The sequence below is a fragment of the Duganella paludis genome, from assembly GCF_054461335.1.
The window spans coordinates 6,322,613-6,336,133 of record NZ_CM136922.1; the positions used below are offsets into that span (position 1 = coordinate 6,322,613).

At 65.9% G+C, this 13,521-nt stretch carries 13 protein-coding genes; 5 read left to right on the forward strand and 8 right to left on the reverse strand.

Annotation, left to right across the window (positions count from 1 at the left end):
• The first annotated feature begins 45 nt into the window (after positions 1 to 45).
• Together ACXZ1M_RS27895 and ACXZ1M_RS27900 are read left to right on the forward strand one after the other, a co-directional pair.
• Positions 46 to 825: a PEP-CTERM sorting domain-containing protein gene (locus tag ACXZ1M_RS27895; protein WP_459050840.1), complete on the forward strand. Its 780-nt coding sequence runs from the start codon at positions 46 to 48 to the stop codon at positions 823 to 825.
• Positions 826 to 944: 119 nt separating this feature from the next.
• Complete coding sequence (locus tag ACXZ1M_RS27900) at positions 945 to 1,670, forward strand: substrate-binding periplasmic protein (RefSeq protein WP_459050841.1); 726 nt, start codon at positions 945 to 947, stop codon at positions 1,668 to 1,670.
• 1 nt (position 1,671) lies between these two features.
• Here ACXZ1M_RS27900 and ACXZ1M_RS27905 read toward each other — a convergent pair whose 3' ends face one another.
• Positions 1,672 to 2,205, reverse strand: coding sequence for a GNAT family N-acetyltransferase (locus ACXZ1M_RS27905; protein ID WP_459050842.1), 534 nt, complete (start codon positions 2,203 to 2,205; stop codon positions 1,672 to 1,674).
• Positions 2,202 to 3,818: an L-aspartate oxidase gene (gene nadB / locus ACXZ1M_RS27910; protein ID WP_459050843.1), complete on the reverse strand. Its 1,617-nt coding sequence runs from the start codon at positions 3,816 to 3,818 to the stop codon at positions 2,202 to 2,204. Before nadB ends, ACXZ1M_RS27905 begins: the two co-directional genes overlap by 4 nt.
• A gap of 207 nt (positions 3,819 to 4,025) precedes the next feature.
• On the opposite strand from nadB, the gene ACXZ1M_RS27915 reads away from it, so the two are divergent.
• Genes ACXZ1M_RS27915 through prsR form a run of 3 tightly spaced genes read left to right on the forward strand, consistent with a single transcriptional unit; the run spans position 4,026 to position 8,771 of the window.
• Positions 4,026 to 5,357 (forward strand): TIGR03013 family XrtA/PEP-CTERM system glycosyltransferase, encoded by a 1,332-nt coding sequence (locus ACXZ1M_RS27915; protein ID WP_459050844.1) that lies wholly within the window; start codon positions 4,026 to 4,028, stop codon positions 5,355 to 5,357.
• On the forward strand, positions 5,357 to 7,444 hold the full coding sequence (gene prsK, locus ACXZ1M_RS27920; RefSeq protein ID WP_459050845.1) for an XrtA/PEP-CTERM system histidine kinase PrsK: 2,088 nt from the start codon (positions 5,357 to 5,359) through the stop codon (positions 7,442 to 7,444). The genes ACXZ1M_RS27915 and prsK overlap by 1 nt, the downstream gene beginning before the upstream one ends.
• Positions 7,431 to 8,771, forward strand: coding sequence for a PEP-CTERM-box response regulator transcription factor (gene prsR / locus ACXZ1M_RS27925; RefSeq protein WP_459050846.1), 1,341 nt, complete (start codon positions 7,431 to 7,433; stop codon positions 8,769 to 8,771). The genes prsK and prsR overlap by 14 nt, the downstream gene beginning before the upstream one ends.
• 12 nt (positions 8,772 to 8,783) lie before the next feature.
• On the opposite strand, the gene ACXZ1M_RS27930 is transcribed toward prsR, so the two are convergent.
• Genes ACXZ1M_RS27930 through ACXZ1M_RS27955 form a run of 6 tightly spaced genes read right to left on the reverse strand, consistent with a single transcriptional unit; the run spans position 8,784 to position 13,365 of the window.
• Complete coding sequence (locus ACXZ1M_RS27930) at positions 8,784 to 9,398, reverse strand: tetratricopeptide repeat protein (protein WP_459050847.1); 615 nt, start codon at positions 9,396 to 9,398, stop codon at positions 8,784 to 8,786.
• On the reverse strand, positions 9,395 to 10,639 hold the full coding sequence (locus tag ACXZ1M_RS27935) for a glycosyltransferase (RefSeq protein ID WP_459050848.1): 1,245 nt from the start codon (positions 10,637 to 10,639) through the stop codon (positions 9,395 to 9,397). The genes ACXZ1M_RS27930 and ACXZ1M_RS27935 overlap by 4 nt, the downstream gene beginning before the upstream one ends.
• Complete coding sequence (locus ACXZ1M_RS27940) at positions 10,633 to 11,460, reverse strand: hydrolase 1, exosortase A system-associated (protein ID WP_459050849.1); 828 nt, start codon at positions 11,458 to 11,460, stop codon at positions 10,633 to 10,635. Before ACXZ1M_RS27940 ends, ACXZ1M_RS27935 begins: the two co-directional genes overlap by 7 nt.
• The gene (locus tag ACXZ1M_RS27945; RefSeq protein WP_459050850.1) at positions 11,460 to 12,422 is read right to left on the reverse strand and encodes a hydrolase 2, exosortase A system-associated; all 963 of its coding nucleotides are present in this window, start codon (positions 12,420 to 12,422) and stop codon (positions 11,460 to 11,462) included. Before ACXZ1M_RS27945 ends, ACXZ1M_RS27940 begins: the two co-directional genes overlap by 1 nt.
• 2 nt (positions 12,423 to 12,424) lie before the next feature.
• Positions 12,425 to 12,667 (reverse strand): acyl carrier protein, encoded by a 243-nt coding sequence (locus tag ACXZ1M_RS27950; RefSeq protein ID WP_459050851.1) that lies wholly within the window; start codon positions 12,665 to 12,667, stop codon positions 12,425 to 12,427.
• On the reverse strand, positions 12,634 to 13,365 hold the full coding sequence (locus ACXZ1M_RS27955) for a GNAT family N-acetyltransferase (RefSeq protein WP_459050852.1): 732 nt from the start codon (positions 13,363 to 13,365) through the stop codon (positions 12,634 to 12,636). Before ACXZ1M_RS27955 ends, ACXZ1M_RS27950 begins: the two co-directional genes overlap by 34 nt.
• Positions 13,366 to 13,521: the final 156 nt, after the last annotated feature.

A 13,521-nucleotide genomic window follows, 5' to 3' on the forward strand; every position in this document is an offset into this window, starting at 1 on the left:
TAAAACAATAAAATCTGTGCTCTTTTTAACAAAGGAGCAAATCAGATGAAACTGAAATACGTTGCGGGTGTAGTGGGGATGTTGTGCCTGGCAGGAGCCGCTCATGCAGACGGCTTCGTCAACGGCGGTTTTGAAGCGGGCAGCACCGATGGCTGGACCACCGGTGGCGGTTATCGCGGCAGTGTCTACAATGCCGATCTGACGCCGGCGCAGCTGCTGCCGGGCGGCGCATTGAACGCCGATAGCGGCGAGCGCGGCCAGGTAATCAACGGCAATTACGTCGATCCGCTGCTGGGCAGCCTGATCGGCTCGACCGTCTACAGCGGCCAGTACGCCTACCGCGCGGAAGACACGTCCACCGGCGGTTACGGCACCGCCATCAGCCAGAAGGTCAACAATTACACCGACTCGCAGATCGTTTTCGCCTGGAAGGCCGTGCTGGAGAACGGCGGCCACGTCGAGGACGAATCTGCGCTGATGAAGCTGACGCTGACCGACGACACCACCGGCCAGCTGCTGGTCAGCCGGACCTACAATGCCGGCTATACCGGCTCTGGCGTCGATGCGCGCTTTTCCAGCGAAGGCAGCCTGTTCTACACGCCGCAGTGGCAGGTCGAATCGCTGAGCATCGACGCCTCGCTGTCCGGCCACAGCTTCACGTTGTCGCTGCTGGCGGCCGACTGCAATCCGACCGCCCACACCGGCTACGCTTATCTGGACGGCTTCGGCGCCGCGCTGCCGGTGCCTGAACCGGAAACCTATGGCATGTTGCTGGCCGGCCTCGCTTTGGTCGGCGTAGTAGCGCGCCGCAAGAAGTCGGCATAGAATGACTTCAACCGGTGTCGCCGGTATGAGGAGGCTGTTTGAGCCATCAGGCTTCACTGCTCTGTTCTGACAGCCGACGGCACGCGTTGATTGGCATGTGCGGCATTGCGCTAGGCGCCTTGTCGCATTTCTCATGGGCCGGTCCATCGGCCACGCGCGAACTGGTGGTGGCGGGCACCCGCTTCGAAAGCATTTACGAACAGCGTCCCGGCGGGGAATTTTCCGGCATGGGCGTGGACTTGCTGCACTTGTTTGCGCAGCGCTACGGCTATCAGCTGCGCTTCGAGATCTATCCCTGGCGGCGCGCGCAAGAGTTGATCCACACCGGCAAGGCGGACGTGCTGGTGGGGCCGTACAGGTCGGCCGACCGCCTGCGCTTTATGCGCTTCAGCGCGCAGGGCTTCTTCCAGGATCAGGTGGCGTTTTACGTGCGCGCCAATAGCATGCCGATATGGGAGGGCGACTACAGCATGCTCAAGGGACGTCGCATCGCGACGCTGAACGGCTGGAACTATGGGCCGGCCTTCAGCAAGGCCGCGCCGCAGTTGAACATCAGCGTGACCAATTCCGTCGAAAGCGGCTTGCGGATGCTGGCGGTCGGCCGCGTGGAGATGTTCGCCACCAACCGGCGCGATACCGATCCGGTGCTGCTCGGGCTGGGGCTGGAGAACAAGCTGCTGGCGCTGGCGCCGTTGATCGATGTGCAGGATGCGTTCTTTGCGTATCCGCTGACGCCGCGCCTGCAAGAGACGCCGCAGCAGATGGACCAGATGCTGGCCGCGATGACGGCCAGCGGCGAGCTGCAAAAGCTGGCACGCCGTTATGGCGTGACCTTGCCTCAATAGCCTAGCCGACCACCTTGCGCATTTTCGCCAGCGGCACTTTCACGTTCCCCGGCAGATCCAGTTCCAGCTTTTCCACGACCTCAAAGCCGCAGGCGGTGTAGAGCGGCACGCCGGGCATGGTGGCCGCCAGTTCCAGCGTGTGGAAGCCGCCGGCGACGGCCGCTTCGGTGCAGTGCAGCAGCAGCAGCCTGCCCAGTCCCTGGCGCGCTGCCGAGGGATCGACGAAGAAGGCGCGGATGCGCGCCGCTTCGCGCGCCGGGTCCAGCAAGGGATCGGCGCCTTGCTTGGTGCGGTCGGCGCCGAACAGGGTGCTGCGCTTGCTCCAGCCGCCGCATGCGGCCAGCTGGCCGTCCTTTTCGATTACAAAATACGTCTGGTCCGCCACCAGCTGCGTGTCCACGCCGAATACGTGACGCGTGACGGCTTGCGCCTGCTCGCTGGTGTAGAAGCCTTCACTCAATTCGATGCCCGACCGTGCGATCAGCGCTTCCATCGCCGGGATGTCGGCTTGCGTGGCGTGGCGGACTGCGATCATTTCTTGCGGCGTGGCGGCGTCAGGATGGTGGGCAGCGCCTTGGCCAGGGTTTCCGGATAATCACGGCTGAAGTGCAGGCCACGGCTTTCACGGCGCAGCAGGGCGCTGTTGACGATCAGGCTCGCCACTTCCACCAGGTTGCGCAGTTCCAGCAGGTCGTGCTTGACGCGGAAGTTCTGGTAGTACTCGTCGATTTCCTCCTTCAGCAGCGCCAGGCGGTGCTGCGCGCGTTCCAGGCGCTTGGTGGTGCGCACGATGCCGACGTAGTTCCACATGAAGCGGCGCAGTTCGTCCCAGTTGTGGGCGATGACCACTTCTTCATCGGCGTCGCTGACGCGGCTTTCATCCCAATCCGGCAGATACGGCACTTCGCCTTTTTCCTTGGCCGTGATGTCGAGCGCGCAGGCGCGGCCGATGACCACACATTCGAGCAGCGAGTTGCTGGCCAGGCGGTTGGCGCCGTGCAGGCCGGTGCAGGCGGTTTCGCCGACTGCGTACAGGCCGGGCAGGTCGGTGCGGCCGTGCAGGTCGGTGACGATGCCACCACAGGTGTAGTGCGCGGCCGGCACGATGGGGATCGGCTCCTTGGTGATGTCGATGCCCAGTTCCATGCAGCGCGCGTAGATCGTCGGGAAGTGCTCGATCAGGAATTCGGCCGGCTTGTGGCTGATGTCCAGGTGGACGTAATCCAGGCCGCGCTTCTTGATTTCGAAGTCGATGGCGCGGGCGACCACGTCGCGCGGCGCCAGTTCGGCGCGTTCGTCGTGGGCCAGCATGAAGCGGGTGCCGGCCGCAGCGCCGGCTTCCGGCGGCAGCTTGAGCAGGCCGCCTTCGCCGCGGATCGCTTCGGTGATCAGGAACGACTTGGCGTAAGGGTGGTACAGGCAGGTCGGATGGAACTGGATGAATTCCATGTTCGATACGCGGCAGCCCGCGCGCCAGGCCATGGCGATGCCGTCGCCGCTGGCGGTGTCCGGGTTGGTGGTGTACAGATAGACCTTGCCGGCGCCGCCGGTGCACATCACCGTGTGCTCGGCGGCGAAGGTGTGCACCTGGCCGGTCTGCTCGTCCTGTACATACAGGCCGTAGCACTTGGGCTGGGCATTGGCCTGCTTGACCGGGTGCAGCTTGTCCGAGGTAATCAGGTCGACCGCGCAGTGGTGTTCGAACAGGGTGATGTTCGGATGGGCGCGTACTTTCTCTTCCAGCGTGGTCTGCACCGCGTTGCCGGTGGCGTCCGCCGCGTGGATGATGCGGCGCTGGCTGTGGCCGCCTTCGCGCGTCAGGTGGAAGCCCAGTTCCGCCGACTCGTCGCGCGTGAAAGGCACGCCTTGTTCGATCAGCCATTCGATCGCTTCGCGGCCGTGCTCGACGATGTAGCGGGTGGCCGCTTCGTCGCACAGGCCGCCGCCGGCGACCAGGGTGTCGTCGATGTGCTGGCTGTGGCTGTCGCCGGAATCGAGCACGGCGGCAATGCCGCCCTGGGCCCAGTTGCTGGCGCCGTCCTTGAGCGCACGCTTGGAGACGATGGCGACGGTTCGGGTCTCGGCCAGGTGCAGGGCGACCGACAGGCCCGCCAATCCGCTGCCGACAATTGCAACATCAAATTTCATGATTACGTGTGTGAAATGCACTAGAGAACCATGACTATAGACTATTTGTCATAGTCGCGTCACAAATAGCCCTTTTCGTCACGGGGATTGCGTCTGCATTGTGGGCGCTCAACATGGTTTCCTGCGGTGTTACTCATGATGGATGTTCTGTCGAGGGAGCGCATCGTGATCAGAATCTTTCATCATTATGTTTCCAGAATAGCCTTCATGCTGCTGTTGCTGGAATTATCTATTTTGTTGGCGGCGGCCATGGCCAGCGCGCCGTTGTGGCTGACGGGGCCTGGTCCATTGTACGGGCCGGCGCTGGCGTTCGCGCTGGTGATGGTGTTCAGCATGAGCACGCTGGGCATGTACCAGCATGACCAGTCACGCGAGGACATCAAAAGCATTTTGCTGCGCATCGCGCCGTCCTTCGTGCTCGGTTTCGGCTTGATGCACCTGTTGGCGGAGCTGCTGCCGGCCATGCAGTTCGGCCGCTTCGGTAGCATGGTGTTTCTGCTGGGGGGCGGTGCGGTGCTGTTGGCGCGGCTGGTGGTGTTCACCTCGGCGCAGTCGGGCATGCTGGAGCAACGGTTGATCATCGTCGGCGACGGCGCGATCGCGCGCGAATGCCTGGACCTGGCGGCCAGCAGCGCCGGCTTTCATCCGTTCCGGGTGGTGGGCTTCGTGCCGGTGGCCGGCGAACTGCGGGCGGTGCCGCCGGCGATGCTGCTGCCGGCAGACTTGCCGCTGCTTGCGCTGGCGCGGCGCTACGCGGCCGATGAAATCGTGGTGACCGTGGGCGACCGCCGCAATGGCGCCTTTCCGGTGCGGCAGTTGCTGGAGTGCGCGTTGGGCGGTGTGCCGGTGACCGATGCGGCGGCCTTCTTCGAGCGCGAGGCTTGCCAGATCCGGGTCGATTCCCTGCAGCCGAGCTTTTTGATTTTTGGCGGCGGCTTCGATCAAAGCCTGTTGCGGGCCGCCGTCAAGCGCCTGTTCGACCTGGTGGCCAGTGCGGCGATCGCCCTGTTGACCATGCCGGTGATGCTGGCGACGGCCGCCGCCATCAAGATCGAGGATGGCGGGCCGGTATTTTATCGGCAGGAGCGTGTGGGGCGCGAAGGAAAACTGTTCCATGTGCTGAAGTTCCGCAGCATGCGCGACGACGCCGAGCGCGATGGCCGGCCGCGCTGGGCGTCCGAAGACGATCCGCGTGTGACGCTGGTGGGGCACTGGATACGCAAGCTGCGCATCGACGAACTGCCGCAGATGCTGAACGTGTTTAGGGGCGAGATGAGTTTTGTCGGGCCGCGTCCGGAGCGGGCGTTCTTCGTCGAGCAGCTGTGCGAGCAGATCGCCTATTACAACGTACGGCACGGGATCAAGCCAGGCATCACGGGCCTGGCGCAGGTGCGTTATCGCTACGGCGCGTCGGTGGAAGACTCGCTGCAAAAGCTGCAATACGATTTGTACTATGTGAAGAACAACAGCTTGTTCCTGGACTTGTTGATACTGGTCGATACGGTGCAAGTGGTCTTGTTCGGCAAGGGCGGGCGCTGATGCTGTGGGACGGCGCGCCAGCGGTTGCGGTGTTCAGCCACGGAGTCGCGTTGGCGGCCTTCGGCGCGCTGGCGGTGCGCCTGATGCTGCAAGAGGGCACGGCGTGCGCGCGTCAGCGCGGGCAGAGCACTGCGATCAGCGTGGCCGCGTTGTCCACCGCGCTGTGGGCCGCCTGCGCCATCGCGGCGGTGCTGAGCGGCGCGGCGTCTTCTCCATCGGCTGAGCGCTGGCAGTCGCTGGTGCTGCTCGATGCGCCCGAGGCACTGCGCGGCGCCTGCTGGTTGCTGGTGCTGTTGCTATTTTCCGGTGCTAGCCGGCGCTGGCTGGCCGGGGCCTTGCTGCTGCCCGCCGCAGGCCTGCTGACTGCCGCCTTTGCGGATACGCCGGCGATTCTGCGGGCCGCCGTGCCGCTGGCCGTGTCGGTGCTGGGCATGCTGCTGGTCGAACATGTGTACCGCGCCGCGCCACAGAAGGCGCGCTGGGGCATCAAGTTCGCCTGCCTGGCGATCGGCGCATTGTTCGCTTTCGACTTCTACCTGTACAGCGACGCCTTGCTGTTCCGCCGCGTTCATCCCGACATCTGGGCCGCGCGTGGCATTGTCAACGCGCTGGCCGCACCGCTGCTGGCCATGGCCATGACGCGCAATCCGGCGTGGACGCCTGGCTTGCAGCTGTCCCGCCAGATCATGTTTCATTCGGCCGCGTTGCTGGGTTCCGCCATCTACCTGATGGCGATGGCGCTCAGCGCATGGTATTTGCGCTACGTCGGCGGCGCATGGGGACCGCTGATGCAGGCTGCTTGCCTCGGCGGCGCGGTGCTGCTGCTGGCGGGCGTGCTGTTCTCGGGCACGATGCGATCGCGCCTCAAACTCTTCATCGGCAAGCATTTCTTTCAAGGCCGCTATGACTACCGCGAGGAATGGCGGCGCGTGACCCGCACGCTGGCCGGGGATGGCCACCGCAGCGAAGAGGAAGATGGCGCGGCGCTGCCTGAACGCGCCATCCAGGCCGTCGCCGCGCTGGTCGAAAGCCCGGCCGGCGTGCTGTGGCTGCGCCACGACGAGCTAAGCTTCCAGCCGGCGGCGCGCTGGAACATGCCACTGCCGCAGGCGGCGGAGCACGCGGGTGCGGCGCTGTGCAGCATGCTCATGGCCCGCAACTGGGTGATCGATTTGGTGGAGTGGCGTAGTTCGCCGGCGCGCTATGACAATCAGCCGCCGCCGCCGTGGAGCGCGGACGTGTGGCTGATCGTGCCGCTGATGCTGGAGCGCAGCCTGTTCGGTTTCCTCTGCCTGGCGCCGCCGCGCAGTCCTCTGCAACTCAACTGGGAAGTGCGCGACGTGCTGAAGATCGCCGGCAGCCAGGCCGCCAGCTACATCGCGCACCGCGCATCGGCCGACAGTCTGGCCGTGGCGCGCCAGTTCGAATCCTACAACCGCATGTCGACCTTCATCGTGCACGATATGAAGAACCTGGTGTCCCAGCTTTCTCTGCTGCTGGTGAACGCTGAAAAGCACAAGGCCAATCCGGCGTTCCAGAACGATATGTTGGAGACGCTCTCCCATTCGCTGGGAAAAATGAAGCACATGCTGCTGAAACTGCGCCACGATCCGGCGCCGGCAAGCGAGGCTGCGGCGCCGCTGCAGCTGGACCGGCTGCTTACGCGGGCGGTGCAAGCGCACGTCGGCGGCGAGCCGAGACCGTTGCTGGAACTGGACACCGCCGGCGTGATCGTGCTGGCCCACGCGCAGCGCCTGGAGCGCGTGATTGGCCACTTGATCCAGAACGCCATCGAGGCCACGCCGCGCAACGGCAGCGTCGTCGCGCGGCTGCAGACGACCGAGGACGCCGCCCTTATCGAGGTCTGCGACACCGGCCACGGCATGAGCGAAGAGTTCATGCGCGAGCGGTTGTTCCGGCCCTTCGTTTCCACCAAGGCCGCCGGCATGGGTATCGGCGTCTTCGAGAGCCAGGAATACCTGCGCGAAATCGGCGGCCAACTGCACGTGACCAGCGCGCCCTCGCGAGGAACGACGTTCCGCGTGACCCTGCCGCTGCATAAGGAGCCTGAACATGGGGAAAAATAAACTGCTGGTGGTCGAGGACGACGCCGGCCTGCAAAAACAACTGCGCTGGAGCCTGGACGCCTACGATGTCGTCACCGCCGACGACCGCGAATCCGCCTTGGCGCAGCTGCGCCGGCACCATCCTGCGGTGGTGACCATGGACCTCGGCCTGCCCCCCGATCCCGATGGTGCCAGCGAAGGACTGGCGCTGCTGGCGCAGATACTCTCGGCTGCACCGGACACCAAGGTGATCATCCTGTCCGGCAATCAGGAGCGCGCGTTTGCGCTCAAGGCCATCGCCATGGGCGCCTACGATTTTCATCAGAAGCCGCTGGACGCCGACACCCTGGGCCTGGTGATTGAACGCGCCTTCTACCTGCACGCCATGCAGCAGGAGAACCGGCGCATGCTGCAAATCCAGTCCGATTCACCGCTGGCGGGCATCATCAGCCGCGATCCGGCGATGCTGAAGCTGTGCCGCGTGGTGGAAAAGGTGGCGCCATCGTCGGCCACCGCCATGCTGCTTGGCGATTCCGGCAGCGGCAAGGAGTTGATCGCGCGCGGCCTGCATCAACTGAGCACGCGCCGCGACAAGCGCTTTATCGCCATCAATTGCGCGGCCATTCCGGAGAATCTGCTGGAGAGCGAATTGTTCGGCTACGAACGCGGCGCCTTCACCGGCGCCCAGCGCCAGACGCAGGGCAAGCTGGAACTGGCGCACGGCGGCACCTTGTTCCTCGATGAGATAGGCGACATGGCGATGGCGTTGCAGGCCAAGCTGTTGCGCTTTCTGCAGGAGCGTGTGATTGAACGCGTGGGCGGCCGTAGCGAGATCCGCATCGACGTGCGTGTGGTCTGCGCCACGCACCGCAACCTGAAGGCACTGGCGGTGGAAGGCGCTTTTCGTGAGGATTTGTACTACCGGCTGAGCGAGATCGTGCTGGCCATTCCGCCACTGCGGGAACGCGCCGGCGACCGCGCGCTGCTGGCGCATCACTTCCGCAACAAGTTTTGCGCCGGCGAGGCGCGCCCGATGCTGGCGTTCAGCACGGAGGCGCTGGCCGCGATCGAAGCCTACACCTGGCCCGGAAACGTGCGTGAGATGGAGAACTGCATCCGCCGCGCCGTGATCATGGCGGACGGGCCGCAGATCATGCCGGCCGACCTGGGCTTGCCCGATGGCGCGGAGGAAGACCTGAATCTGCGCGTGGTGCGGGACGCCGCCGAGTACCGCGTGATGGTGCAAGCATTGGCGCGCGCCGACGGCAATATCGTCAAGGCGGCGGAGCTATTGGGCGTCAGCCGTCCGACCTTGTATGACTTGATGGCGCATCATGGGCTGAAGTAGCGCAACCGCAGCTCAGTCGCGCCATTCGCCGGCGGCGGTCAGCTTGTTTTTCAGGCCGGGTAGCGGAAATCCCATGCCGTAAGCCTTCTGCGCACTGCTGCGGGCTTTGTCGTAGTCCTTCTTCTTCAGGTAGAGCAGGCCGAGGTTGTAGTGCGCGGTGGGATTCTCCGGCTCCAGCCGGGCCGAATGCTCCAGCTGTTCCAGCGCGGCGTCGGTCTGCCCCAGTGCCAGCAGGTAGGCGCCGAACAGGGCGTGGACGCGCGCATCGTCGGGCCGGTAGCGCAGCGCGCGGTCGAAGAAGCATTCGATGGTGTAGCGGGCGCCGGGCGGTTTGCGGTTCTTGTCGCGCAGCGCCAGGCGCGACATGGCGGCCAGGGCGCGATGATGGTTGGGGAAGTGCTCCAGTGTGTAGCTGATGTCCGCACCGAGCGCGCCGCTGGCGCCGCGTATCAAGCGCTCCACGTTCTGCGTGAAGTGGAAGTTCTCCACTACGGCCAGGCCTTGGCGGTCTTCGGGATTGGTGTAGTCGCCGCCGGGATCGTGCTTGACGTAGGCGGGGCAGTCGTCGGCGGCGCGCGCGGAGGCGCTGGCCAACATCAGCACGAGTACGAGTGTATGCGGTTTCATGGTTGTTCCTTACGGTGGATGCGGTCCAGCAGCGCCGCCAGGTCGCGTGCGCGGACGGCGCGCGAGTGTTGGGCGATCAGCGCGGCGTGGGGCAACGGTGCACAGCGCTCGCGGCACAGGTAGAGGAAGCGCGTCAGCGCGGTGGCGATGGCGTCGGCGTCGTCGAGCCGGGCGATGGTGTCGATGCCGGCGCGGCGCAGGGCGCCGGCGGTGTCGCCATCGGGGTGCGTTAGCGCCAGCAGCGGGCGGGCGGCGCGCAGGTATTCATAGAGCTTGGCCGGAATTTGGTTGTTGCAATTGGCCGCCTGCAGCAGGAGCAGGCCGTCGGCGTCGACCATCTCGGCCAATCCTTCGCGGTAGGGCAGCGGCGGCGCCAGTTCGATGATGTCTTCCAGCCCGTGCATCAGACCACGCAGATAGTCGTCATGGCCGGTGGCACGGAGCACCAGCCGGAAATTGGCCGCGTGCAGCGTGCCGGAAGCGCGCAGGCGCGTTAGCGCGGCGAACAGGGCGCGCGGATCGCGTTCCGAGGGATAGATCACGCCGCTGTGCAGCAGGCGGAACGGACTGCCCGGCGCGCGACGGCGCACCGGCACGACTTCGGCGGCGATGAAGCCCGATTCGTCGTAGCCGTTTTCGATCAGCGCGACGCGGCCGTCGGCGTGCGCGGCATAGCGTTGGTGCAGGTCGCGCACCGCGCCCGGCGTGGTGCAGACCACGGCTGCGCTGCGCTGCATGGCTTGGCGCTCTATCCAGCGGTGGATGCGGTGACGTTGCGGGTCCGGCGGGTAGTCGCCGTCGATCATGGGGTCGCGTTGGTCGGCGATCCAGGGCAGGCCGGTGAGGCGATGCAGGGTGAGACCGATCAGGTGCGCCGTGGCGATGGGATAGCTGGACCAGATGGCGCTCGGGCGATGCTGGCGGATCAGTTGCAGGCCAGCCGGAACGGCGCTCAGCCACCAGGTGGCCCAGCGGTCCGGTTGCGCCAGCAGGGCGGGATAGCGTCCGCGTATGGACAGGTGGCGCGCGGCGTCCAGCGCGAAGCTGCGATGTGCGTGCACGCTTGAGGCCATGTCGCCCACCTGGTCGCGAGTCGTGTAGGCGTTGGGGCTGACCGTCAGCACCAGCGGCTCCCAGCCCGAGTGCGGCAGGTACTGTGTGAACGACACGGTACGCTGGATGCCGCTGCCGCCGTGCATGGGCGGGTAGTGGTAAGCGATCATCAATACGCGCTTCACCATGTGCGTATCCATTTCTCGCAAAGGTCGGCCACTTCGTCGCGCCAGATTTTTCGGGCGAAGGTGTGGTTGGCGTCGGCGATGACCGCCTGCCGCACGCGCGGCGCGGCCAGCAAGGCGCGCCAGTGCGCATGCTGGCGCGGCAGGGCCATGAATTCGCGCGCGCCAAGGTCGGCGCCGCTCAGGATGAACAGCACTTGTCCGCGAAAGCGCTGCAGCGCGAGATACAGGCGTTCGGGCAGCGAGTCGGCCGGCGCCGCAGGCTCGCGCGCGCTCACCATGAGGCGATTAACCCCGCCGAGTACGCCGCGCAGCCCGATGCCGCCGCGCGCCAGCTTGCCCCAGAATTCGGCGTCGCCCAGGCGTCGCAGGTAGTAGTGGCGCAGGGTGGTGCGTGCCTGGCCTTGTTCGGTGCGCACCCAGGGATTGGCGAGCACCAGGCCGGTGATGCGCGGATCGCTCCAGGCGTGGAAGGCGGCGGCGGTGGCGCCGTCGCACAGGCCCCAGAGCACCAGCTCCTTCATGGTCGGCATGGTGGTGAAGAATTCGCCGACGGCGGCTTCCAGGTCGTCTTGTATCGATTCGAAGTCGCGCATGTCGCCTTCGCTGTCGCCCATGCCGCGATAGTCGAAGCGCATCACGGGGACGCCGCGTTCAGCCAGGTGGCGCGCCAGCAGGACGAACTGGCGGTGGCTGCCGATGCGGTATTGCGGGCCGCCGGTGACAATCAGGACGCCGCGCGTGAGCGGCTGGTCCGGCACGTGCAGGATGCCGATCAACCAGCAGCCCTGGCACAGGAAGCGGAGTACCCGTTGATGTGCCATCACGCGGCTTCCAGAGGCAGTGCCAAAGCGGCGCTGGTTGCCGATAGCAGCTCGGGCACGATGCCGATTTCGGCGCTGCTCCAGAATGGCTCGCCATGCATGGGATAGGCGTCGATGCGGGCGCCGTCGCTGCGCCAGCGCTCGATCAGCAGCGCGGACGCCGGTTGCAGCGTGGCCGAGGCGACCACCGTTGCGGCGGTGGATGCGGAGCCGGCTACCGAGGTGTCGCCGGGGAGGGCGACGGCGTTGGCCCGGGCCTGATCGTGAGCGTCGTCGGCGGCCAGCGCATTCGCGGCGACTGCGGCTGCGTACTCCGCCGCGCCGTCGCTTGCGGGCGCGGGCGGAGCGCTCAATTCCATCCACTGCACCGGGCAGCGCGGCGTCAGCGTGCCGGCGTCGAGCTGGTTGATGGCGGCTGACAGCGCGGGCTCCATCAGGTAGCCGGCGATTTCAGTGTCCTGCTCCACGGCGGACGCGCCGGCAAACAGCCGGGCCGCGCTTTGCAGGCGCGCGAACTGGTTCAGGTGCGCCCGCCCGCTGAGCGCAGGCTGCCACAGTATCAATCCGTCCGGCCTGGCCCTGGTGGCGAAATCCAGCGCCAGCAAGGCCCCTAGCCGCAATCCCCACAGATAGCGCGGTCCGAGATTGCGCTTCGCCAGCCACTGCCACGCGTGCGCAAGGTCGCCGAGCCAGATGTCCCAGCGCGCCGTGGACAGTTCGCCGCTGCTGTCGCCGCAGCCGTAAAGGTCGATCTGCAGCACGCCGAAGCCGGCTTGCGCGTAGGCGCGCGCCTGCAAGGCCACCATGCGGCGGCTTTTGTTCAGCTCCTCCGCAAACGGCGGGACGTAGAGCACCGCGCCGCGTGGCGGCACGCCGGGCTCCGGCTCGTAGTACAGGCAAAAGCGCTCGCCCTCGTCGGCGCTGAGGAAAAATGGCAGGGCGGACAAGGATGCGATATCCACGGTCAGTCCAATTTGCTGGCGACGAAACTGGACAGCGAGCCGACCGTGGCGAAGTGACGCGCGCTGATTTCGTCGTCGCGTACTTCGAAGCCGTAGTGCTGCTCCAACGCCACGATCAGGTTGGCCACCGCCATGGAATCAAGTTCCGGCAGACTGCCCAGCAGCGGCGTGTTTTCGTCGAGCGGCTGCTGGCCCAGGCCCAGCGTGGTCCTCAATATCCGGCAGACTTGTTGGAGATGTGGCATGGCGGCTCCTGTGATGGAAGGTCGAACATCAGTTGTGGATAAGACGCGGCGCAGCGCGACAGGTGAAAGTAGGGGCGCAAGCTGGAAAACATCCATTGCCACGCGCCGCAGCGCAAAAACACGGCGTGGCCAAGCCGCACGGTGCCGATGTGCGCGTGCGCGCGCAGCGACGCCGGATTGAACGCGGAGATGCGGCTGCAGGTCCAGCGCACGCCGCGCCCGCGCAGATGCTGGCGCGCCGCTTCCCACAGCCGCCGGAAGACCCAGCCGAGGCGCTCCTCGGGCCGCACCCAGACATCGAAATCCCAGCCGGCGCGGGAGGAGGTCAGGCGGTAACGGACCCGGACTTCGTCCTCCTGGTAAGCATCGGTGATCATCCAGAGGAAGCCGGCCAGCTGGCCGTTGCGCCATGCCGCCAGCGTTTGCGCGCCTTGGGCGTAGCGATCGCGCACCACGTGCGCAGGGCGCGGGTAGCCGGCCGGTAGTGGATCGTTGACGCCAAGCGCGACGATATCGATGTCGGCGCCGCGCATCGGCGTCAACGGCGCGTCGCTGACGTACTGGGCGACGAAGTAGTAGCGAAACAGCGCCCAGCGCCCGCCGCTGAGCCGTTCCAGCACGCGCGCCAGCCCGTACAGGGCGGTGTTCAACCAGCCGAGTTCGGAGTAGGTGCGGCGCAGGCCTTCGGTCGTGGGCATGGCGATGGATGCGGTGGGCGGCGGAATGACGATTAAACTATGGCCGCCGCGCGTCCGGTTTGCGCCAGCACAAGCGTGCGCAGTGTTTGATGTATGTCAAAAACGACCAGCCTGAATCTCCCGATGATGGAAAGTCCCGTCCACCATCGAGGCCTA

What these genes read in the sequence shown, in the direction of transcription:
- ACXZ1M_RS27895 (WP_459050840.1), top strand. Translation starts at nt 46, where the DNA reads ATGAAACTGAAATACGTTGCGGGTGTAGTGGGGATGTTGTGCCTGGCA.
- ACXZ1M_RS27905 (WP_459050842.1), bottom strand. Translation starts at nt 2,205, where the DNA reads ATGATCGCAGTCCGCCACGCCACGCAAGCCGACATCCCGGCGATGGAA.
- nadB (WP_459050843.1), bottom strand. Translation starts at nt 3,818, where the DNA reads ATGAAATTTGATGTTGCAATTGTCGGCAGCGGATTGGCGGGCCTGTCG.
- ACXZ1M_RS27915 (WP_459050844.1), top strand. Translation starts at nt 4,026, where the DNA reads ATGCTGCTGTTGCTGGAATTATCTATTTTGTTGGCGGCGGCCATGGCC.
- prsK (WP_459050845.1), top strand. Translation starts at nt 5,357, where the DNA reads ATGCTGTGGGACGGCGCGCCAGCGGTTGCGGTGTTCAGCCACGGAGTC.
- prsR (WP_459050846.1), top strand. Translation starts at nt 7,431, where the DNA reads ATGGGGAAAAATAAACTGCTGGTGGTCGAGGACGACGCCGGCCTGCAA.
- ACXZ1M_RS27930 (WP_459050847.1), bottom strand. Translation starts at nt 9,398, where the DNA reads ATGAAACCGCATACACTCGTACTCGTGCTGATGTTGGCCAGCGCCTCC.
- ACXZ1M_RS27935 (WP_459050848.1), bottom strand. Translation starts at nt 10,639, where the DNA reads ATGGTGAAGCGCGTATTGATGATCGCTTACCACTACCCGCCCATGCAC.
- ACXZ1M_RS27940 (WP_459050849.1), bottom strand. Translation starts at nt 11,460, where the DNA reads ATGGCACATCAACGGGTACTCCGCTTCCTGTGCCAGGGCTGCTGGTTG.
- ACXZ1M_RS27950 (WP_459050851.1), bottom strand. Translation starts at nt 12,667, where the DNA reads ATGCCACATCTCCAACAAGTCTGCCGGATATTGAGGACCACGCTGGGC.
- ACXZ1M_RS27955 (WP_459050852.1), bottom strand. Translation starts at nt 13,365, where the DNA reads ATGCCCACGACCGAAGGCCTGCGCCGCACCTACTCCGAACTCGGCTGG.